At 47.9% G+C, this 21,420-nt stretch carries 21 protein-coding genes; 13 read left to right on the top strand and 8 right to left on the bottom strand.

Translation table 11 applies throughout. The features are described from left to right. Positions 1 to 239: 239 nt before the first annotated feature. From WQ57_RS09235 to WQ57_RS09225, 3 genes are all read left to right on the top strand, one after another. The gene (locus tag WQ57_RS09235; RefSeq protein ID WP_046523467.1) at positions 240 to 1,427 is read left to right on the top strand and encodes an acetate kinase; all 1,188 of its coding nucleotides are present in this window, start codon (positions 240 to 242) and stop codon (positions 1,425 to 1,427) included. 126 nt (positions 1,428 to 1,553) lie between these two features. Then, positions 1,554 to 2,396 (top strand): EcsC family protein, encoded by an 843-nt coding sequence (locus WQ57_RS09230; RefSeq protein WP_046523466.1) that lies wholly within the window; start codon positions 1,554 to 1,556, stop codon positions 2,394 to 2,396. Further along, the gene (locus WQ57_RS09225; protein WP_046523465.1) at positions 2,393 to 2,905 is read left to right on the top strand and encodes a MogA/MoaB family molybdenum cofactor biosynthesis protein; all 513 of its coding nucleotides are present in this window, start codon (positions 2,393 to 2,395) and stop codon (positions 2,903 to 2,905) included. Before WQ57_RS09230 ends, WQ57_RS09225 begins: the two co-directional genes overlap by 4 nt. A gap of 38 nt (positions 2,906 to 2,943) precedes the next feature. On the opposite strand, the gene WQ57_RS09220 is transcribed toward WQ57_RS09225, so the two are convergent. Beyond that, positions 2,944 to 3,258 carry a hypothetical protein gene (locus WQ57_RS09220; RefSeq protein WP_046523464.1) on the bottom strand — a complete coding sequence of 105 codons (315 nt, stop codon included), beginning with the start codon at positions 3,256 to 3,258 and terminating at the stop codon, positions 2,944 to 2,946. Positions 3,259 to 3,465: 207 nt separating this feature from the next. On the opposite strand from WQ57_RS09220, the gene WQ57_RS09215 reads away from it, so the two are divergent. Beyond that, a complete protein-coding gene (locus WQ57_RS09215) occupies positions 3,466 to 4,674 on the top strand; it encodes an argininosuccinate synthase (protein ID WP_046523463.1) in 1,209 nt (402 codons plus the stop codon). Further along, positions 4,671 to 6,044, top strand: a complete 1,374-nt coding sequence (gene argH / locus WQ57_RS09210; protein ID WP_046523462.1) for an argininosuccinate lyase — start codon at positions 4,671 to 4,673, stop codon at positions 6,042 to 6,044. Before WQ57_RS09215 ends, argH begins: the two co-directional genes overlap by 4 nt. A gap of 339 nt (positions 6,045 to 6,383) precedes the next feature. On the opposite strand, the gene WQ57_RS09205 is transcribed toward argH, so the two are convergent. Beyond that, the gene (locus WQ57_RS09205; RefSeq protein WP_046523461.1) at positions 6,384 to 7,298 is read right to left on the bottom strand and encodes a nuclease-related domain-containing protein; all 915 of its coding nucleotides are present in this window, start codon (positions 7,296 to 7,298) and stop codon (positions 6,384 to 6,386) included. A 70-nt stretch (positions 7,299 to 7,368) separates the two neighbouring features. After that, positions 7,369 to 7,821 carry a universal stress protein gene (locus WQ57_RS09200; RefSeq protein WP_046523460.1) on the bottom strand — a complete coding sequence of 151 codons (453 nt, stop codon included), beginning with the start codon at positions 7,819 to 7,821 and terminating at the stop codon, positions 7,369 to 7,371. A 106-nt stretch (positions 7,822 to 7,927) separates the two neighbouring features. On the opposite strand from WQ57_RS09200, the gene WQ57_RS26975 reads away from it, so the two are divergent. The 3 genes from WQ57_RS26975 to WQ57_RS09190 all read left to right on the top strand — a co-directional run bounded on the left by WQ57_RS26975 (position 7,928) and on the right by WQ57_RS09190 (position 10,429). Next, a complete protein-coding gene (locus tag WQ57_RS26975; RefSeq protein WP_173427543.1) occupies positions 7,928 to 8,077 on the top strand; it encodes a hypothetical protein in 150 nt (49 codons plus the stop codon). Between the two features lie 142 nt (positions 8,078 to 8,219). Then, on the top strand, positions 8,220 to 9,341 hold the full coding sequence (gene ald / locus WQ57_RS09195; RefSeq protein ID WP_046523459.1) for an alanine dehydrogenase: 1,122 nt from the start codon (positions 8,220 to 8,222) through the stop codon (positions 9,339 to 9,341). 152 nt (positions 9,342 to 9,493) lie between these two features. Further along, complete coding sequence (locus WQ57_RS09190; RefSeq protein ID WP_046523458.1) at positions 9,494 to 10,429, top strand: manganese-dependent inorganic pyrophosphatase; 936 nt, start codon at positions 9,494 to 9,496, stop codon at positions 10,427 to 10,429. A gap of 193 nt (positions 10,430 to 10,622) precedes the next feature. On the opposite strand, the gene deoC is transcribed toward WQ57_RS09190, so the two are convergent. Then, positions 10,623 to 11,297, bottom strand: a complete 675-nt coding sequence (gene deoC, locus WQ57_RS09185) for a deoxyribose-phosphate aldolase (protein ID WP_046523457.1) — start codon at positions 11,295 to 11,297, stop codon at positions 10,623 to 10,625. Between the two features lie 146 nt (positions 11,298 to 11,443). After that, positions 11,444 to 12,541: a M24 family metallopeptidase gene (locus WQ57_RS09180; RefSeq protein WP_046523456.1), complete on the bottom strand. Its 1,098-nt coding sequence runs from the start codon at positions 12,539 to 12,541 to the stop codon at positions 11,444 to 11,446. A gap of 188 nt (positions 12,542 to 12,729) precedes the next feature. Here WQ57_RS09180 and WQ57_RS09175 point away from each other — a divergent pair, with 188 nt between their 5' ends. From WQ57_RS09175 to WQ57_RS09165, 3 genes are all read left to right on the top strand, one after another. Beyond that, a complete protein-coding gene (locus WQ57_RS09175) occupies positions 12,730 to 13,407 on the top strand; it encodes a metal-dependent hydrolase (protein ID WP_046523455.1) in 678 nt (225 codons plus the stop codon). A gap of 127 nt (positions 13,408 to 13,534) precedes the next feature. Beyond that, a complete protein-coding gene (locus WQ57_RS09170; RefSeq protein ID WP_046523454.1) occupies positions 13,535 to 13,780 on the top strand; it encodes a hypothetical protein in 246 nt (81 codons plus the stop codon). Between the two features lie 107 nt (positions 13,781 to 13,887). After that, a complete protein-coding gene (locus WQ57_RS09165) occupies positions 13,888 to 15,207 on the top strand; it encodes a CBS domain-containing protein (protein ID WP_046523453.1) in 1,320 nt (439 codons plus the stop codon). 197 nt (positions 15,208 to 15,404) lie between these two features. Here the strand turns inward: WQ57_RS09165 and WQ57_RS09160 are convergent, their stop codons facing one another. Beyond that, a complete protein-coding gene (locus tag WQ57_RS09160; protein ID WP_046523452.1) occupies positions 15,405 to 15,701 on the bottom strand; it encodes a YtpI family protein in 297 nt (98 codons plus the stop codon). A 146-nt stretch (positions 15,702 to 15,847) separates the two neighbouring features. Here WQ57_RS09160 and WQ57_RS09155 point away from each other — a divergent pair, with 146 nt between their 5' ends. Beyond that, positions 15,848 to 16,780 (top strand): DHH family phosphoesterase, encoded by a 933-nt coding sequence (locus WQ57_RS09155; protein WP_046523451.1) that lies wholly within the window; start codon positions 15,848 to 15,850, stop codon positions 16,778 to 16,780. Positions 16,781 to 16,957: 177 nt separating this feature from the next. Here the strand turns inward: WQ57_RS09155 and ytrI are convergent, their stop codons facing one another. After that, positions 16,958 to 17,461: a sporulation membrane protein YtrI gene (ytrI, locus tag WQ57_RS09150; RefSeq protein ID WP_046523450.1), complete on the bottom strand. Its 504-nt coding sequence runs from the start codon at positions 17,459 to 17,461 to the stop codon at positions 16,958 to 16,960. A gap of 2 nt (positions 17,462 to 17,463) precedes the next feature. Next, on the bottom strand, positions 17,464 to 17,793 hold the full coding sequence (gene ytrH, locus WQ57_RS09145) for a sporulation membrane protein YtrH (RefSeq protein WP_046523449.1): 330 nt from the start codon (positions 17,791 to 17,793) through the stop codon (positions 17,464 to 17,466). A gap of 163 nt (positions 17,794 to 17,956) precedes the next feature. Between ytrH and dnaE the strand changes: the two genes are divergently transcribed. Further along, a complete protein-coding gene (gene dnaE / locus WQ57_RS09140; RefSeq protein WP_046523448.1) occupies positions 17,957 to 21,313 on the top strand; it encodes a DNA polymerase III subunit alpha in 3,357 nt (1,118 codons plus the stop codon). Positions 21,314 to 21,420 lie beyond the last annotated feature (107 nt).

Genomic DNA, 21,420 nt, shown 5'->3' with positions numbered 1-21,420 from the left:
GGCAAAAGAGGTATTGCCTTAGGGCTTATGTGGTTAATAAAAGGGTAAAAGCTAATGACTGACAATTCAAAGTGTCCGAATAAATACTCATTTTGATTGTAAACGTTCACAAATCTGATGTTGCTTGAAATGTGGCATAGGCAGTGTTTTAATTGTCATTGGACAGATAGAATCGGGGCTTGCTGCACAAAATAAACAGGATGCAGATGCAAGTCATTATATAAAGGAGCGGTACAGAAATGGCGAAAATGATTGCAATCAATGCAGGCAGTTCATCTCTGAAATTCCAGTTGTTTGAGATGCCAAGTGAAGAGGTTATTACAAAAGGGATTGTAGAGCGAATCGGCTTAAACGATTCCATTTTTCAAATTTCCGTTAATGGTGAAAAAATTAAAGATGTACTGAATATTCCCAACCATGAAGTCGCAGTGAAAATGCTGCTCGATAAATTGATCAGCCTAAACATCATCACCTCCCTGGATGAAATTGAGGGCGTCGGCCACAGGGTTGTCCACGGAGGAGAAGAGTTCAACGATTCAGTAGTGATCACAAAAGAAGTACTAAATAAGATTGACAAGCTTTCAGAGCTTGCTCCTCTGCATAACCCTGCGAACCTGACAGGCATTCGCGCTTTCCATCAGGCTTTGCCAAATGTGCCGGCAGTAGCGGTTTTTGATACAGCATTCCATCAGACTATGCCGGAAAATTCTTTCTTGTACAGCCTGCCTTACAATTACTACAAGGAATATGGAATCCGTAAATATGGCTTCCATGGAACATCCCATAAATATGTTTCCCAGAGAGCGGCCGAAATGCTGGGCCGCCCGATTGAACAACTGAGGCTGATCTCCTGCCACTTGGGCAACGGCGCAAGTATCGCTGCCATCGAGGGCGGTAAATCGATTGATACGTCAATGGGCTTCACCCCACTTGCGGGAGTTACAATGGGCACTCGCTCAGGAAATATTGATCCAGCCCTCATTCCATATATCATGGAGAAAACTGGCAAGACGGCGGACGAAGTCCTGAACGTATTGAACAAAGAAAGCGGCATGCTTGGCGTATCCGGATTCTCCAGCGACCTTCGCGATATCGAAGACGCAGCGAAAAAAGGAAATGAACGTGCTGAGCTTGCGCTTCAGGTATTCGGTGACCGTATCCATAAATACATCGGTTCGTATGCAGCACGCATGTGCGGTGTCGATGCCATCATCTTCACTGCAGGAATCGGGGAGAACAGCTCCGCGATTCGCGAACGTGTACTGAAAGGCCTTGAATTCATGGGCGTCTACTGGGATCCTGCCTTGAACAAAGTGCACGGAGAAGAAGCATTCATCAGCTATCCGCATTCTCCAGTAAAAGTAATGGTCATCCCGACAGATGAAGAAGTCATGATTGCGAGAGATATTTTAAGATTGACGAAATAAGCATAAAAGGCAAAAGCTCCGGCTTTTGCCTTTTTTTATGTTTGGATCAGGACCATGGCAAAGAGGGTATTGCGGCAGCGGGTTGTGCTATACTAAGAAAAAGTCATTTTCCGGAGGTATACGCCAATGTCATTAACGGAAAGGGAAAAGCAGGTTCTCGGCAATTTGCAGGATTGGGAGGTCTCTCTCGCCGATTATCAGCCGAATGATTTGGAGCTTGCTTACGACCGATATTTGGAACGGACATTTTCCCTGCTGCCCGAGGAGATCCAAAAGGAATTTTTCTCGAGGTTCGACAGCGGACTGTTTCATCTTCATTCGCTTATACAGGGGTCGCAGCTGCAGATGGACGCCAAGGAAAGGATTCTATCCGCCGGGAGGGTGTTCAACCCTGAACTTGGTTCAATCAGTGACCTGAGGGACTTGTCCATTGAACAGCTTGAATACATTGCCGAGCAGCAGATTGCCAGGCACCGGATGTACTCATTCGTCCAGGGCGGATTATCAGGCAGCGGCGGGAACCTTCCGCTCGTGTCGGACATTCCTGCCATGGCGGTCATCAACCTGAGGGCCGTTCAGCTGATTGGGCTTACATACGGCTTCGAGGCCAACACGCCATTTGAAATGATGGCTGCCCTGAAGGTTTTCCATGTGGCCATGATGCCGAAAAGATTGCAGGGAAGCGGATGGATGGAACTGATGGATGACCTGCAGGAGGCGGGGGATTTTTATTTTTATCTGGGAAAAGAAGAACTGACGGATGTTACCTGGCTTGAGCAGCCAGTCAATCATATTTTTAAAGGGCTCGCCATCATCCTTTTCCGAAAAAGGCTGCTTCAAGGGCTTCCGGTCATCAGCATGGCCATTGGAGCCGGAGCCAATTACCAGCTGACAAGGAGAGTAACCGACTTTGCCCATAAATATTATCAAATGCGATACTTTCTGCATAGAGGAGAGTGGAACAAATGAGCACACAGGAGCATAAGCAGAAGGCCCCCAGCCAGGTCCGCTGCAAAGTGATTACCGTTAGTGATACAAGAAACAAAGAGACAGACAAAAGCGGTAAACTGATGATGGAATTGCTTGAGGGCCAGGGGCACCTCATTGTGGATTATGTAATTGTCAAGGACGAGGAAGAGCCAATCCGGGATGAAGTCCTGAGGGGCTGCAAACAACCTGGCATCGACGCTGTGCTCACCAATGGAGGAACAGGCATTGCAAAGCGTGATGTCACGATTGAAACGCTCCAGGGACTATTCCAGAAAGAGATTACCGGATTTGGCGAGCTGTTCCGGATGCTCAGTTATCAGGAGGATATTGGTTCAGCGGCATTATTGTCCAGGGCGGCTGCGGGAGTCGTGAACAACAAGGCGGTCTTTGCAACGCCGGGATCCACCGGAGCAGTGAAGCTTGCGATGACAAAGCTGATCCTTCCGGAGATCGGCCATGTTGTCAGGGAATTGCAGAAGGACTTGTAAAGAAAACCCCTCCAGGGAGCTGGAGGGGTTTTTCAGGCTCATCGATGCAATTTTGCGGTTACATCCTGATGGGTCCGATACCAAAGCCACAGGTCGTTGATAATCGATGCGAGCTCGGCAATTTCGCTGTTGAGGGCACAGGATCGTTTAAAATCAGACTCATCATTCAGTTCGGCCTGCTTGGAATTGATGTCTGCCTCCAGCTCTTCAATCCGGTCCGGAATGCTTCCGCGGATCCGTTCCCAATAAAGGAGAACGTCATGCTGTACCTTCTCCGGAAGCCGGTCCCAATCTGTTTTAAAGGCAGGCAGCGGGATGCCAAGCCGCTCGTCAAAGCTGAAATGTTCCTCCATGTAAAAAGTCACCCCATTTTTGTCCTGCTTTTATTTTACAACAGTTCCAATAAGCCTTCCATTTCTATTTGTACCCTGAAAATCAGAAAGTTTTTTTAAAAAAATTTAAATTATCATTGAAAAATAATCCGAAACCTGTTAATTTGATATATATCAAGTGAATAAACATATAAGCGATTGTATAAATATTCAAAAGGAGATTAAAACATGACACATTCAAAAAAAGTAGTGCTTGCTTATTCAGGCGGGCTTGATACATCAGTTGCAATTAAATGGCTTCAGGGACAAGGATATGAAGTGGTCGCCTGCTGCCTTGATGTCGGTGAAGGAAAAGACCTTAATTTCATTAAAGAAAAAGCGTTGAAAATCGGCGCTGTTGAATCATATGTATTGGATGTGAAAGAAGAGTTTGCCAAGGAGTATGCACTAGCTGCCCTCCAGGCCCATACTCTTTATGAAGGCAAGTATCCTCTTGTATCGGCACTATCCCGCCCGCTGATTGCCCAGAAGCTGGTTGAAGTGGCCGAGAAGGAAGGGGCAGTCGCTGTTGCCCACGGATGTACAGGAAAAGGGAATGACCAGGTTCGTTTCGAAGTTTCCATTAAAGCGTTGAACCCTGATCTTGAGGTGCTTGCTCCTGTCCGTGAATGGAAATGGTCACGTGAGGAAGAAATCGCCTACGCAGCAAAAAATAACATCCCGATCCCAATCAATCTTGACAGCCCGTTTTCAATCGACCAGAACCTTTGGGGACGCAGCAATGAGTGCGGCATCCTAGAAGATCCATGGCAGGCTCCGCCTAAGGAAGCCTATGAACTGACAGCGGAGCTCGAAGACACTCCGGACACCCCTGAATTGGTTGAAATCGAGTTTGTTGAAGGAGTGCCAGTATCCTTGAATGGCAAGTCATTCTCGCTTGCCCAGCTGATTCTTGAATTGAACATCATTGCCGGGAAGCATGGCGTCGGCCGTATCGACCATGTCGAAAATCGCCTTGTCGGCATCAAATCCCGTGAAGTGTATGAGTGCCCGGGTGCCATTACATTGATCAAGGCCCATAAAGAATTGGAAGATATCACTCTCGTAAAAGAAGTAGCGCACTTCAAGCCGGTCATCGAGAAAAAATTGACGGAGCTTATTTATGAAGGCCTATGGTTCTCGCCGCTGCGCACATCGCTGATGGCTTTCCTGAAGGATACCCAGAAGCATGTGACAGGAACGGTACGTGTCAAGCTGTTCAAAGGCCACGCAATCGTTGAAGGGCGTAAATCTCCTTACTCTCTATATGATGAAAAATTGGCGACCTATACTTCAGAGGATGAGTTCGACCACAATGCCGCTGTAGGATTCATCAATCTGTGGGGGCTTCCAACAAAAGTACAAAGCATGGTGCAAGGCAAGAAGGTGAACGTGTGAAGAAATTATGGGGCGGAAGGTTCACAGCCTCCGCTGAAGAGTGGGTCGATGAATTCGGAGCTTCGATTTCCTTTGACCAGGAATTGGTTTTAGAAGATTTGCAGGGGAGCATGGCCCATGCGGCCATGCTTGAAAAATGCGGCATCCTGACGAAGGATGAAGCTGGGACCATCATCGGCGGCCTGAAGCAATTGAAGGAAAAAGCCGAAAAGAAGGAACTTGAGTTCTCCAGCAAGTATGAAGACATCCATCTGAACCTGGAAAAAATGCTGACGGAGCTTGTTGGCCCTGTTGGCGGGAAGCTTCATACGGCCAGAAGCCGAAATGACCAGGTGGCCACCGACATGCATCTTTATTTAAAAGAGCAGGTTTCCGAGATACTGGCCCTGATTGCTGAATTTCAGCAGACGCTGGTCGGCAAGGCCGAGCAGCATGTCGAAACCATCATGCCTGGATATACGCATTTGCAAAGGGCACAGCCGATTTCCTTTGCGCACCATCTTATGGCGTATTTCTGGATGCTTGAGCGGGATAAGCAGCGTTTCAAAGGCGCGCTGGAGCGCATTAACATCAGTCCATTGGGAGCCGGCGCGCTTGCCGGAACCACCTTCCCTATCGACCGCGAATATACGGCAGAGCTGCTGGGCTTTGGTGGCATTTATGAAAATAGCCTGGATGCCGTCAGCGACCGTGATTTCATCATTGAATTCATGTCGGCAAGCTCGATGATGATGATGCACCTTTCGCGCCTTGCTGAGGAAATCATCCTTTGGTCAAGCCAGGAATTCCGCTTCATCGAGCTGGATGATACCTTCGCAACCGGAAGCTCCATCATGCCGCAGAAGAAGAATCCGGACATGGCCGAACTGATTCGCGGGAAAACGGGACGCGTTTACGGAGGGCTTGTAAGCCTGCTAACCGTTCTGAAAGGCTTGCCGCTTGCCTACAATAAGGACATGCAGGAAGACAAGGAAGGAATGTTTGATACTGTTAAAACGGTAAAAGGGTCGCTGAAGATCTTTTCCGGAATGGTGGAAACGATGACAGTGAATGAGCAGGTAATGGAAGAAAGTGTCCGGAAGGATTTTTCCAACGCAACGGAACTTGCGGATTATCTTGCTGCCAAAGGCCTGCCATTCCGCGAAGCCCATGAAGTCGTCGGGAAACTTGTCCTCGACTGCATCAACCGTGGCTGCTACCTGGCGGACCTGCCGTTTGAAGAGTACAAGGCTTCCAGCTCCCTGTTTGAAGAAGACATATACGAAGCGCTCAACCCGCGCAATGCCGTCATCCGCAGAAACTCTGCAGGCGGCACCGGATTTGCCGAAGTCACCGCGCAAATTAATAAAGCAAAGAAGCTATTGAAGTAGTAAAAGATTGTTGGGAACCACGCAGCTGGGGGCTGCGTGGTTTTTCTATTTTTGATTAAGCTAGTGGAGGCAGGGGGGCTTGGCACAAAAAGAAGCGTGTATCCTGGAGAAATTACGTTAATCAAGGTGCTTGGCGCAAAAAGAAGCCAGAATCCCGAGGGAATTACGTTAATCAAGGTTCTTGGCGTAAAAAGAAGCGTGAATCCGGGAAGAATTGCGTTAATCAAGGCTCTTGGCGCAAAAAGAAGCGTGGATCCTGGAAAAAATGCGTTAATCAGAGCTCTTGGCGCAAAAAAGAGCGAGAATCTTAAAGAATTTGCGTCAATCAAGGTAGCACCTTCATTCATAATATGTCCACTGTCCATTTCCTCTTGCCATAAAGGTCTCTTTAAGTGTTCTTCTTATAATCCAGTCGGATTCTATAATCGCACACCATTCTTTTATAGTTTTTGCCGTTATTTTTTCAGTAGGGAATAGAAGCTTGTACTCGTAGGTGCTGCGCACTACAGCTTGATCAATCCTTTCCTGGCAGTTGCATTTATTGCATATAAGCACACTCCCCCTCACAATAAGTTTAAACGACTTGCACATCTTACAATAAATGCCCTTTCGCAGCTGCCCGTACTCATACTTAAAAAGTTTGGGGTAGGGGGATTCTTTTATAATGCTTGAGAGTAATTGGTCAGCCAGTACCCTGTGCCGCCGGCTGTGTAGATTGGAAGGAGCGCCATTTATTTTTTTTATAAATCCATTCAATTGCGTGGGCAGAACAATTGGCAGGTCCCGGGGAAGTTGGTATAGGGTGAATTCGGGGTTCACGAAGGCTAAAAGGGAGACGATTTGGAACTGGAAACCCAGGTTTCCGAGCAATTGGCGAAGCAACGTATCACATCTTTGCAGCTGGTGAAGCGGATTGGTTATTTCCTTGCCGGAGCAAATAAAGAATCGATCATTTTCGGCATCGTATAAGTAGTCACCTTCAAAATTCTTGACTTCGGATAAATAAAGTCTGTCTTGTGTGATCGCCAGGCTGTCAATCTGGAATTTGGTCTTTTGGACCTCAAACAATAGGTCACTAAGGATGATGACTTCCACTTTAAGGTTCGTGAGCCACTGGTCAAAAACCAGTTCTCCATGGAAGCCTTTTTCCAGCCGGCTGAGGGATTGGATTTCCTTTGGGGGAAGGGTCATGCGGACGTTCAGGTGCCGTAGAATTTCCAACTCATCTGAAACAGTGCGGGGATTTAAAAACAAAAACTCACGTCCATTTCAATTGAAATTTCGGAACAAAGGGCCTGACAACCAGCTGCCAGGCCTGAAAGGTTCAATCTGTATCTTTTTCGGTCCTGACGACCAGCACATCGCATGGTGCATAGCGGGTGATGTGTTCGGAGACGCTGCCGATAAAGAATCTTTCGACGGCATTCATTCCAGTGGCCCCGCAGATGATGAGGTCGACGTTGAATTTTTTGGCGATATCCTTGGCGATTTTTACCTTTGGAGAGCCATAGTCGATTTCGTAGGCTACATCTGTGACCCCGGACTCCAGTGCCTGCTTTTTATAGTTCTCGAGAAGTTCTACACCAAATTGCCGGGCTCGCTCGGATATCGTCCGGTCATAGGCTTCGACTGTGGCAAATGTCCGCAAGTCGATAATGTGTGTCATGAAAAGCTTTGCGTTATTTCTCCTGGCAACCTCGATGGCTTTTTTGAAAGCCCATGATGCTTCCTTGGATCCGTCAACGGCAACTAAAACATTCTTATATTTGAGTCCCATTGTTCATCTCCTCCTTACCTTAATTATACAATAAGGAAGTTGAAGGATTTCGGTATGGCTGTTACAAACTGGCGAACAATAAGGAGGACAGAAAGGAGGAGTGGGGATGGAAAAACGTGGACAGAATCGTCTTTCTTTCCAGTTTGATGACCAGGCTGCATCTGAAACGAGCAGACAAATCATGGACTCTTACAACAGCGGAGTGATTGACCCGGCAGAAGCGCAGAGAAGGGCACCGGGCCGAAAAAAAGACTAAAACGGAAACAAGCTGGAAAACCAGCTTGTTTTTCGTTATTTTACCAACTAAAATAAAATTAATAAGCCTTTTCATAAAGGTTTTTTTTATCCTGTAAGTACCAGCACGACATGTTTTTATATTTTTGCAAAGGGGAATACACATGCGTATTGGAGTACCTAGAGAAATTAAAAACAACGAGAATCGGGTTGCTATGACACCAGCGGGAGTGGTAAATCTTGTGCGCTTTGGCCATGAGGTTCTGATTGAAAGTGGTGCCGGCACGGGCTCGGGCTTTACAGATGAAGATTTCGGGCAGGCGGGTGCCAAAATTGTGGGCAGTGCCGCGGAAGCCTGGTCTGCACAGATGGTGATGAAAGTAAAAGAACCGCTGGCTGAGGAATTTCAATATTTTAGAGAAGGCTTGATTTTATTTACATATTTGCATCTTGCGCCAGAGCCGGCTTTGACAAAGGCGTTAACAGATAAAAAGGTCGTCGGCTTAGCCTATGAGACCATCCAGCTGCCCAGCGGGGCTCTGCCGCTTCTGACGCCAATGAGTGAGGTGGCAGGAAGGATGGCAGCGCAAATCGGCGCCCAATTCCTGGAGAAAGTTCATGGCGGCAAGGGAATTCTTCTGGCAGGTGTTCCCGGAGTTCAAAGAGGAAAGGTGACAATCATTGGCGGGGGAGTCGCAGGGACGAATGCAGCGAAGATGGCAGTCGGGCTTGGGGCTGAGGTAACCATCATTGACCTGAATCCCGACCGGCTCCGCCAGCTTGATGATATCTTTGGCAAGGACATTACAACCTTGATGTCCAATCCGTATAATATTGCACAGGCTGTGAAGGATTCAGACCTGGTGATTGGTGCGGTGCTGATTCCGGGGGCGAGGGCACCAAGGCTTGTGACCGAAGAAATGATTAAGTCAATGACCCCAGGCTCCGTCGTTGTCGATATTGCAATTGACCAGGGCGGAATATTTGAAACGACAGACAGGATTACGACACATGACAATCCAACATATGAAAAGCATGGCGTTGTTCATTACGCTGTAGCCAATATGCCTGGCGCCGTGCCGAGGACTTCGACCGTTGCCTTGACAAATGTAACGGTTCCATATGCCGTCCAGATTGCCAATAAAGGCTTTAAACAGGCAGGCCTCGAAAATGAAGCCATTTTAAAAGGCTTCAATACCCTGAACGGCCATGTCACTTACAAAGCTGTTGCCGAGGCGCAGAATCTCCAATATACCGATGCAAGGACCTTGCTTGGGCAGGTGTAACACCAATATAAAAGATTCAGTGCAAACTGAATCTTTTTTGCTTGAGGACATTGTGGAAAATGATAATTAGTGATAATTTATAATTTATGAAGAATGAAAGCTGGCTGCAGCACGAAGGTACATAGCAGCCGTGAATATGGAGGAGTGTCTTGATGGAAAATGTACTGATTTTTGGGCATAAGAACCCTGATACTGATTCAATTTGTTCAGCACTTGCCTATGCCAACCTAAAGAAACAGCTAGGTGAAAATGTGGAGGCTGTCCGGCTTGGACAAATCAATGGAGAAACGGCTTATGCACTGAACTACTTTCAGGCGGAAGAGCCTCGGCTTGTTGAAAACATTGCGGAACAAACCCAGAATGTCATTTTGGTTGACCATAATGAGCGCCAGCAAAGCGCTAATGACATTGAAAAAGTCCGCATTCTTGAAGTAATCGACCACCACCGTGTGGCCAATTTTGAAACAAGTGACCCGCTTTATTTCCGTGTGGAGCCAGTAGGATGCACAGCGACCATCCTGAATAAAATGTTCAAGGAAAACAATTTGCAGCCCGATCGCCAAACGGCAGGCCTTATGCTGTCCGCGATTATTTCCGATTCCCTTTTATTTAAATCGCCAACCTGCACCGAGCAGGACATAGCTGCGGCGAAGGAACTTGCCGAGATCGCAGGCGTCGAGGCGGAAACCTACGGCCTTGACATGCTGAAGGCAGGGGCAGACCTGAGCAGCAAGAGCATTGAAGAGCTGATTTCACTTGATGCCAAGGAATTCAGCATGGGAAGCTTTAAAGTGGAAATCGCCCAGGTTAACACAGTGGATGTGAATGATGTATTGGTTCGCAAGGCAGAGCTTGAAGATGCGCTGACAAGGGTCATCACCGAGAAGGAACTCGACTTGTTCCTATTGGTTATTACCGATATCCTGACGAATGATTCTGCCGCTTTGGCACTTGGAAACCAGGCTGGAGCCGTTGAGGAAGCTTTCAGTGTAAGCCTGGAAGACAATGTGGCTACATTGAGGGGCGTTGTTTCCCGCAAGAAGCAGGTAGTTCCTGTATTGACAACTACATTGATTGCACGAGGATAAAAAAGAAGCTCCGGCTTACCCGGAGCTTCTTTTTTATGCTTGTTCTGCTGAGCAGTCGGCTCCGCTTTTCTTTGTCCAGCTGCGCCTCCTAGCCCCTCGGGTCATAAGCCACTCCTGAATTGAAGGCAAAGAACGCCTCTATTCAGGCGCGTCTTATGCCTGTCAGGGCTGAGCAGTCGGCTCCGCTTTTCTTTTAATAAGAACTATTAGACGCTTGTCCTTTCATGATGGCCACACCGGAGCTTGCGCCGATTCTCGTGGCACCGGCTTCGATCATCGTTTGGGCATCTTCCAGGCTTCTGACTCCGCCGGATGCTTTTACGCCGATGGATGGACCGACGACTTTCCTCATGAGGGCGATGTCTTCTTTAGTAGCGCCGCCAGTCGAGAATCCTGTTGAAGTTTTAACGAAATCCGCGCCTGCCTTAACAGCGAGCTTGCAGGCTGTTTCTTTTTCTTCGTCGGTAAGCAGGGATGTCTCGATGATGACTTTCGTTAACGCCTTTCCTTTTGCGGCATCCACAACTGCCTTGATATCGTTTTCAACAACATCGTATTGCTTTCCTTTCAAAGCGCCGATATTGATGACCATATCAACCTCTCCGGCACCGTTTTTAATGGCGTTTTCCGTCTCGAACGCCTTTACTTCTGAAGCGGATGCGCCCAGAGGGAAGCCAATGACAGTACAGACTTTTACTTCGGGAACATCGTTAAGAACTTTTGCAGCTGTTTTTACCCATGCCGGGTTAACACAGACAGAGGCAAATTTGTGTTCTTTTGCTTCCTCGGCCAATTTTACAATATCGGCTTCCGTTGCATCTGATTTAAGCAGTGTATGGTCAATCATTTGTGCCAGTGAATTTGTCATGCTTATTCCTCCTGCATTTTATCTTGTGATAGCAGTTACTTCAATAATATATCAAGTGGGTGAACATAAGTAAAGAACCATTTGAACAAATGTAAAATCTCTTCGTCCGACCGTCCTAAGCTGCTTGGGCAATGAGGCCATAGCCTCTATTTAATGATTTGCAATTCTTTCGGAAACTTTGTCAGCACTTCAATTCCTGTCCTGGTGACGGCAATATCGTCTTCGATTCTGACTCCTGCAAGTCCAGGTATATAGATACCCGGCTCGACTGTAAAGACCATACCCTCTTCAATAAGGAGCGGGTTCGTTTCCGTGATGGAAGGGAATTCGTGTACGCTAATGCCAAGGCCATGGCCAAGGCGGTGCGGAAAATATTCTCCATAGCCTGCTTTGGCAATCAGGCTGCGGGCCGTTTGATCAATTTTGGAGCATGGCGTTCCGGGCCTTATTGCTTCAATTGCCTTTAGCTGGGCATCAAGGACAGCCTGATAGACCTTTTCCTGTTCGGTGCCGATGTCATGGCAGGCAACAGTCCGGGTAATATCAGAGCAGTAGCCGTCCACGACGACACCGAGGTCAAAGAGGACAAGGTCGCCTTTTTTAATTTTGGTTTCGCCAGGAGTGCCATGCGGCGAGGCGGCGTTTTGGCCGGTAAGTACCATGGTGGAGAACGACATTTCCCGGACGCCTTTTTTTTTCAGGGCGTATTCGATGGCAGCCAGGATTTCCATTTCGGTTTTCCCTTCTTTGATCTCCTCTACACCTGTTTGGATGGCAAAGTCGGCAAGCTCACAAGCCTGGCGGATTTTTTCAAGCTCGCTTTTATCCTTTTTCAGGCGCAGCTGTCTAAGCTTATCTTCGGCCGGGACAAATTCGGCTGCCGGAAAAAGCTTTTTCATTTCTTCATAGCGCTCCACATTCATATGCTCTTTTTCAATCGCTGTTTTATGTACAGCTTCTGCCCTTGAAGAGATGGCTCTTGAAACTAGTTCCCATGGGGAGTCTGTATCGCTGTAGCCAATGATTTCATACTCCCAGCCTGCCTTTCTTGCCTCATTTTTCTCCATCCCGGGACAAATCAAAAAAGGCTCGGCTTCCTGGAATACAGCGATTCCGAGCAATCGTTCATGCGGATCACTTAAAAATCCGCTTAAATAAAATACATTTTCCGGGGAGGTGAGAAAAGCCATCCCGATTCCCTGGTCTTTCATCCACTCTGTTAGTGCATTAATGCGGTTATTCATTATTTTCCCTCCAGCTCTTCACATTATCCTGAGTTTCTGTTCAGCAATTACTGCCGCTCTATCTGAGCGTAGCAACTGGCCCGGGAAAAGTAAACTTTTAGAAGTGGAAAATTTGGGTATACAGGAGAAGGGTTCTTCCTATTTTTATGGAAGTATGTAAGGAGACTAAAAGCAAAGGAGAGATGAAGTTGAAAGTTTCTTATCATGGACACTCAGTAGTGAAGCTGGAGACGGGAGGAAAAACAGTTTTAATTGATCCTTTTATTACCGGAAACAGCCTGACTGATTTAAATGCAGAGGAAGTCAAAGCGGACTATATCATTTTGACGCATGCCCATAATGACCATGTTGGTGATACTGTAGAAATTGCCAAAAGAAACGACGCGCTGGTCATTACCAATGCCGATTTGGCTACATATCTTGGATGGCAAGGAGTCCGCACGCATGGGATGAATATAGGAGGCGCATTTGAGTTTGACTTTGGGAAGGTAAAAATGACCCAGGCTTTCCATGGCTCAGGATATGCCACCGAAGATCAGCAGATCATCTATGGCGGAATGCCTGCCGGCGTCCTTGTCATGGCAGAAGGCAAGACCATTTATCATGCAGGAGATACTGGCCTGTTTTCGGATATGAAGCTGATTGGGCGCCATGGGATTGACCTGGCCTTCCTGCCAATCGGGGATAATTTCACGATGGGGCCTGAGGATGCTGCCGTGGCGGCGGAATTCATCAAGGCGAAGCAGGTGGTGCCGATCCACTTTAACACATTCCCGCCAATAAAACAGGACCCGCAAAAATTCCTGGACCTTCTTGAAGAAAAGAATGGAGTACTGCTTGAACCGGGACAGCAGCTGGAATTATAAACGGAACATAAACTGCCCGCGAGTATTCGCGAGGCAGTTTTTTTTGCTCTTTCCAGGGGGAAAGAGGCTTTTTTTTAGGCTTTATGCATAGAAATAAAACAAGCCTTAATTAAATGGGGAGGAAACAATGCAAAAGAATCGATACCTTTTATACCTGCTGCTCTGTGGACTCATGCTTTATTTCGCTGTGCCGAGGATGTCGTTCTCGGCAGGCAGTGACGGTTTGTTTGCCGCAGCGTGGCTGATGCTTGCCTTTTGTGTAGTAGCTGGAAATCTGTCTGCATACCTGTATACACCGAAAAGGAAAATGGCAAAGAGAGGGGAAGGAATGGCGAAGCCAGCCAGGGAACGGACCCGGGGGCTTGCCAGATAAGCTCGGGCTGCGTCAAATCAATTTGAACCAAGGCTTTTTTCACTTTATAATATAAGATGGATGATTGTTTTTGCGTACGCAAACTTAAATTATAAAGGGTGAAAGTCTTGGCTACAAAGCATGAACAAATTTTGCAATATATAGATGACCTTCCGATTGGGGAGAAAATTTCGGTGCGCCAAATCGCGAAGGCCATGAATGTGAGCGAAGGCACAGCCTACCGGGCGATCAAGGACGCCGAAAACAAAGGATACGTCAGCACCATCGAACGTGTCGGCACCATCAGGATCGAACGGAAAAAGAAAGAGAATATCGAAAAGCTGACGTATGCGGAAGTGGTGAACATTGTGGACGGCCAGGTGCTTGGCGGAAGGTCTGGATTGCACAAGACTTTGAACAAGTTCGTGATTGGGGCGATGAAGCTTGAAGCAATGATGCGCTATACCGGTGCAGGCAACCTGCTGATTGTCGGCAACCGGGATAAGGCCCATGAGCAGGCATTGCGGGCGGGGGCTGCTGTGCTGGTCACAGGGGGGTTCGACACGGAAGAACATGTGAAAAAACTTGCCGATGAACTGCAGCTTCCTATCATCTCAAGCAGCTATGATACGTTCACGGTTGCCACAATGATTAACCGTGCCATTTATGACCAATTAATCAAGAAGGAAATTATCCTGGTTGAAGATATTCTCACGCCTCTTGCAGAAACGGCCTATCTCACTACTGATCATAAAGTATCGGACTGGTATCGGTTGAAGGAGGAGACCAACCACAGCCGTTTCCCGGTTGTCGACCGCAACACGAAGGTACAGGGAATGGTGACATCAAAGGATATCATGGGAGACGACATGGAGACTCCTATTGAAAAAATCATGACCAAGCAGCCGATGACGGTCAGCGAGAAGACAAGCGTCGCTTCCTCCGCCCATATGATGGTCTGGGAAGGGATTGAGGTATTGCCAGTTGTGGATGATGCGAACAAGCTTCAGGGAATGATCAGCCGCCAGGACGTCCTGAAAGCCCTGCAGATGATTCAGCGGCAGCCCCAGGTTGGCGAAACGCTTGACGATACCGTGACAAGCCAGCTGGTGGTCTCACGCGGGAAACTGAAGGATGAAAGTACTTTCCGCTGCACCATTACACCGCAGATGACCAACCACCTTGGAACCATATCCTACGGAGTGTTTACCACCCTGGTTACCGAAGCGGCCAACCGGGTGTTGAGGGGATATAAGAAAGGCGATCTTGTCGTTGAAAACATGACGATCTATTTTATTAAACCTGTGCAAATCGATCGTGTTCTGGAGATATACCCCCGCATCCTTGAGGTGGGGAGAAAGTTCGGGAAGATGGATGTTGAGGTCCATAGCGAAGGTGTGCTTGTAGGAAAGGCCATGATGGTGTGCCAGCTGATCGACAGGCATTAGGAAAACAGGCAAAGTTCGGGCTGAGCAGTAAAAAAGAAGCCGGTAAAAAAACGGCTTCTTTGGTAAAAGAGATAACTGTCTAGCTCCAGTGCCTAGCCCCTCGAGTCATAAGCCACTCCAGAATTGAAGGCAAAAAGCGCCTTCTATTCTGGAGCGTCTTATGCTGGTCGGGGCTGACCAAGGCGCTTCCGCTTTTCTTATGCTTCTTCAGCTTCCTTTATCGCAAATGGCAGGTAATGCTGGTAGGCCTTTATGCCGGCAAAGACGCTGAGCCCGCCCATGACGATAAAGATGCCGGCCACAATGTAAGTGACAGCGGATTGAAATAAAAACAGCTGGTTCACGCCAAACAGGGCAACGAAAAGGCCAAGGGCGATGCTGGACTTGGCAGAAAGCCATTTCCTTTCGACCGGCCGGGAAGAACGGACATATTTAATCTTATAAAATACATACATGGAAAATGAAATCACAATGAAAAAGACAAGTAATGGCATTTCAGGTTCCTCCAAACTTAAAATCTTCTCTTATTTTAACGTATTTTTCAGGAAATGCCACCAGACAGACTGAATTCTTTCCATTTTTCCTTTAAGTGATTATAATTAATGAATTAACAATTTTTACCGCCGAAGGGGTTTGACGCATGAAAGAGCAAATTATTGAAGCCATTGAACATTATGATACGATAATCGTCCACCGTCATGTCAGGCCCGATCCTGATGCGTACGGCTCGCAGGGAGGACTTGTTGAAATCCTGAAGGAATCCTATCCGCAAAAGAAGGTGTATGCGGTCGGAAAAGAGGAAAAAACGCTGCACTACATGAAAAGGCTCGACGTAATTCCGGATGAAGCCTACCGGAACGCCCTTGTGATTGTGTGCGACACCGCCAATCAGGAACGCATCTGCGATGGGCGCTACAAGCTTGGAGCGAAGCTTGTGAAAATTGACCATCATCCAAACGAGGACCCGTATGGAGATCTCCTGTGGGTCAATACGGAGGCCAGTTCCACTAGCGAAATGATTTATGAATTCTATTTAACGTTCAAGGACCGCGGGCTTAAGATTTCCGACGAAGCGGCGCGCCTGCTGTTCGCCGGGATTGTTGGCGATACAGGCCGGTTTCTTTATCCGAGTACAACGGAGAAGACGTTCGCCTATGCCGGCGAGCTGATTCACTACAAATTTTCACGGACGGAATTATTTGACCGGATGTATGAGCTGGAGCCTAACGTAATCAAATTGAATGGGTATGTGCTGCAGAATTTCGAACTGCTTCCGAATGGCGCTGCGGCGGTGGTCATGAAGAAGGAATTACTGGAAGAATACGGTGTCAGGCCATCCGACGCATCCCTTCTGGTCAGTGTGCTTGGCAATGTGAAAGGTATAAAAGCGTGGGTATTCTTCATTGAAGAAGATGACCAGATAAGGGTAAGGCTGCGTTCAAAGGGTCCGGTCATCAACGGACTTGCCCGCAAGTACCGTGGCGGCGGCCACCCGCTTGCTTCGGGTGCTTCCATCCATGCCTGGGAAGAAGCCGAAAAGGTCATTGCCGATTTGATTGAGCTGTGTAAATAAGAAAAGCGAAAGCGCCTTGCCCAGCCCCGACCAGCATAAGACGCTCCAGAATAGAAGGCGTTATTTGCCTTCAATTCTGGAGTGGCTTATGACTCGAGGGGCTAGGCGCTGGAGCTGGACAGTTAACTAAGTTATACTTTTTTTAGAAAGAAACAGCCCTGTGCCACAGGGCTGTTATTATTCATCAAGGTGGACCTTCAGCTGGATGTTGACGGTTGTATAGATGAACATGGAGGAAATCTCCAGCCTGTACCGCTTGCCGTTCATGGGAATAACTTTGTTCTCAATGATCTTTTCAATTAAGTCCCTGCTTTTGTAGACAAAATCAAGGTCCTTGGCAAGAAAAAACTTCAAGTCATCTTTAATCTCTTCTTCTGCCTCATACATTCCCAATCTGTCAAATTCGTATTTATTCCCGTTTGTAATTTTTATGGTGATTTCCTGTATGGTCAGCTGCTCCAGGTTTTTTTCATTCAAAGCTTTATAATCGTCCTGCCAGATTTTAATATCTTTTTCCAGGTTGGCGATATCTTTTTTTTGCTTGCTGATAAGAGCGGACTTTTTTTCCATCATGACTCCGTGCATATAGAGGAAAACACACCAGCTTAAGGACGCGCCGATGGCCATGCCTGCAAAGAAACGCTGCCAGGAAGGCTTGCGGTAATAAGGCGGAATTCTCATGGCTATACATGCTCCAATGTCAACCATTTGATGATGACAGCTCCGGTTTGCGCCCCGCCCATTGCAGAGAGGATTAGCAAAAATTGCTTGAAGATATCCTTGGTCTCTCCATCCATCAGACCGCGCTCGAAACTATATACAGTATCAAATGTCCCGCCAATGGCTGCGATGATTGCCCAGATCCTGATTAAATCCGATATCCGCAGTATTTGGGTCAGGAGGGGCTGGCCGGTCAGAAACGAGGCAAGGCCGCCAATGAGTGACCCGCCCAGCAATACACCAAGTGCAATAAAGTAGCTTTCAAACAGATGTGCGAAAAAAGGCTGGTTCATACATATTAGGTCCCCTTTGGACAAAGATACATTCTCCATACATCCTATGGACATATACCATTGTTTATGATAAAACTTCCGGCCCAAAAGGAGAACATATTTTCTTTTTTTGAGGGAGGACCTATAATTGTAAGTAGAAAAACACTTTGAGGGGGTGGAGATCATGTCGTTTATTCACCTGCATGTATACAGTGCCTACAGCCTGTTGACCAGTACGGCAACCGTGGAGCAGATTGTCCTGGCCGCAAAGGAGCAGGGCTTCCCCGCTGTAGCGCTGACCGACAGGAACGTCATGTACGGAACCGTGGCTTTCTATAAAGAATGCCTGAAACAGGGAGTGAAGCCCATCCTTGGACTGACGGCGGATGTGGCCAGTGAAGGCGAAGAGGGAGCCTTTCCGCTGGTCCTGCTTGCAGCCAACAATGAAGGCTTCCAAAACCTGATCAAAATTTCGAGTGCGATCCAGACCAAAGCCCCAGGCGGCATTCCTGTTAAGTGGCTGAAACATTATTCAAAAGGCCTTTTTGCGCTAACCCCAGGCATGGAGGGAGAGATAGAGCAGCTTCTTCTTGCTGGCGAACATGAAAAGGCAAGGAATGCAGCGGACCGGTACAGGGAGATCTTTGGGGCGGAGCGGTTTTATCTAGCTTTCCATGACCAGCGCCTTCCGGGGCAGCGGGAAATGGTGGAGGAGCTGGCTAAGCTTGCTGCTATGGGAGAGTTCCAAATCGCGGCCGCGAATGCAGTCCACTACATAAACAAAGATGATTCCTTTGCCCAGGAATGCCTTTTGGCGATTAAAAATGGGCAGAAGCTTGAGGAAGAGGGACGCGAAAAGCTGGGAAGCGAGGAATTCTATTTTAAGGGGCCTTCCGAAATGGCGGAACTGCTCGCGGAATACCCTGATGCCCTGGAGAGTACGCTTAAAATTGCCGACAGCTGCAATGTACTGGTGGACCTGGAAAGCAGGCATCTTCCCAAATATCCCGTTGCCGAGGGGAAGACTGCCGGGCAGTTGCTGGATGAGCTGTGCCATAAGGGGCTAAAGAACCGTTATCGGCAACCTTCCGGGGAGCATCTTGACAGGCTCCGCTATGAACTGTCAGTCATAAAGAAAATGAATTTCAGCGATTATTTCCTGATTGTTTGGGATTTCATGAAGTTTGCCAGGGATAACGGGATATTAACCGGACCAGGACGGGGGTCGGCCGCAGGTTCGATCGTGGCCTATGTCCTTTATATTACTGATGTGGACCCGATCAGCCATGGACTGCTGTTCGAGCGCTTCCTCAACCCTGAACGGATATCCATGCCTGATATCGATATTGACTTTCCTGATCATCGCCGGGATGAAGTGATTGGGTACGTGGCGCAAAAGTATGGGCATATGCACGTAGCCCAAATCGTCACTTTCGGCACCCTTGCCGCCAAGGCGGCTGCAAGGGATGTCGGCAGGGCTTTCGGTTTGAATACAAAAGAGCTGGAAAGGCTGTCGAGGCTGATTCCTTCGCGGCTCGGAATGACACTGAAAGAAGCCTACAGCGAATCGGAAGGCCTCAGGGAGTTTGTCAAGGAATCAAACATGCAGCGGAGACTGTTTGAAACAGCCTTGAAGCTTGAAGGCTTGCCCCGCCATACATCGACGCACGCAGCAGGAGTAGTCATCAGCGAACAGCCCCTGGCCAATCTCGTTCCGGTCCAGGCAGGCAGCGGGGAAATTCTTTTGACACAATATTCGATGGAGCATCTTGAAGAAACGGGCTTGCTGAAAATGGATTTTCTGGGACTGCGGAATCTGACACTGATTGAAAACATCCTCTCGTCGATTCGCAGGAAAACAGGAAGAAAACTGAATATCCAGGAAATACCGCCAAATGATGAAAAGACCTTCGAGCTCCTGGGAAAAGGCGACACATCCGGTGTCTTCCAGCTGGAATCCGAGGGGATGAGGAAGGTATTAGTGAGGCTTAAGCCTTCCCGTTTTGAGGATATTGTGGCGGTAAATGCTCTGTACCGCCCAGGCCCGATGGAAAATATCCCGCTGTTTATCGACCGCAAGCATGGAAGGTCTCCGATACAATATCCTCACCCTGACCTAAGAGAAATATTGGAGAATACTTACGGAGTCATTGTATACCAGGAACAAATCATGCAGATTGCTTCCAAACTGGCAGGATTTTCGCTTGGTGAAGCGGACCTGCTGCGCCGGGCTGTCAGCAAGAAGAAAAAAGAAGTGCTGGATCGGGAACGGACCCATTTTGTCCGGGGCGCAATGAAGAAGGGGTACACCGAGCCAGAGGCGAATAAAGTCTATGACCTGATCGTGAAGTTCGCCAACTATGGGTTCAACCGGAGCCATGCTGTTGCCTACAGCTTCATTGCTTACCAGCTGGCCTATTTGAAAGCGAATTTTCCGCTGTTCTTCATGGCAGCGCTGATGTCATCATCAGCAGGAAATGAATCAAAGATTGCCCAGTACAGCAGGGAGCTTTCCCACAAAGGAGTCAAGCTTCTTCCTCCTTCTGTCAATAAAAGCGGTTTTGGGTTCGAGGCAGAAGGAAGCGGCATCCGCTACAGCATGGGGGCGATTAAAGGTGTAGGGCTGTCTCCCCTTAAGGAGATTTTCAGGGCCAGAAAGCAAAAGCCATTTTCCGACCTGTTTGATTTTTGCCTCCGGGTCCCTTCCAAGTCCGTCAACCGCAAAACACTGGAGGCGCTCGTCCACTCGGGAGCGTTTGACGAATTCGGCCAGGACCGTGCTGTCCTTCTAGCCACCCTGGACGTCGCCATTGAGCATGCCCAGCTGATGGCACCGGATGACTCAGGGCAGTTCGATTTATTTCACGACCCGGAATTCAAGCTGAAGCCTAAGTATGTGAGTGTCGACCCCCTTCCAGTGAAGGAGATGCTGGCGTATGAAAAAGAAGTGCTCGGCCTATATCTTTCCACACATCCCGTTTCAATAATGGAGGAGGCATTGAAGGCTGCCGGAGCACGGCACATTGCCGATTTGAGGCCTGGGGAACGGACGAGGGCAGGAGTATATGTAACAGAGGAAAAGAAAATCAGGACAAAAAAGGGAGAGGCGATGGCCTTCTATACCTTGAGTGATCCAAGCGGGGACATGGAGGCCGTGGCTTTTCCGGTCGTATATAAGCGCCTGGGGCATGTAATGAAGCAAGGAAGCGTCCTTTTGCTTGAAGGGAAAGTGGAGGAAAGGGCAGGAAAGCTCCAGTTCATTATCGGGGAGCAGCTGGATGTGGACGAGGAAGCTCCCTTTGGCGGAAAACAGCCGAAACTCTATCTTAAAATCGAGGATGCCTTTCAGAGTGCGGAAAAATTAAATGAGCTGAAAGCTATATTGAAAAAGCATCCGGGCCGCTATCCCGTTATTCTCCATTACGCTGGAAAAGAGAAGACCATTTTGCTTAGTGAAGAATACAGAGTGGATGGAAGCGGGGAATGTCTTCAAAAGCTCCGCATTTTCCTTGGGTCCGAGTATGTTGTCCTCAAAAAATAGTCTTTACAAGTTAATGGAATATGTTATATTGATTTTAAAAGAAACCGTGGTCTGACCACCTTGAGATTTTCGTAAAACAGAATGAGCACCTTCTTTTAATCAGAAAA

The organism is Mesobacillus campisalis (assembly GCF_000986785.1).
In the GTDB taxonomy this organism is placed as follows: Bacteria; Bacillota; Bacilli; order Bacillales; family Cytobacillaceae; genus Mesobacillus_B; species Mesobacillus_B campisalis.
This window is presented reverse-complemented; position numbering and strand designations above follow the sequence as displayed.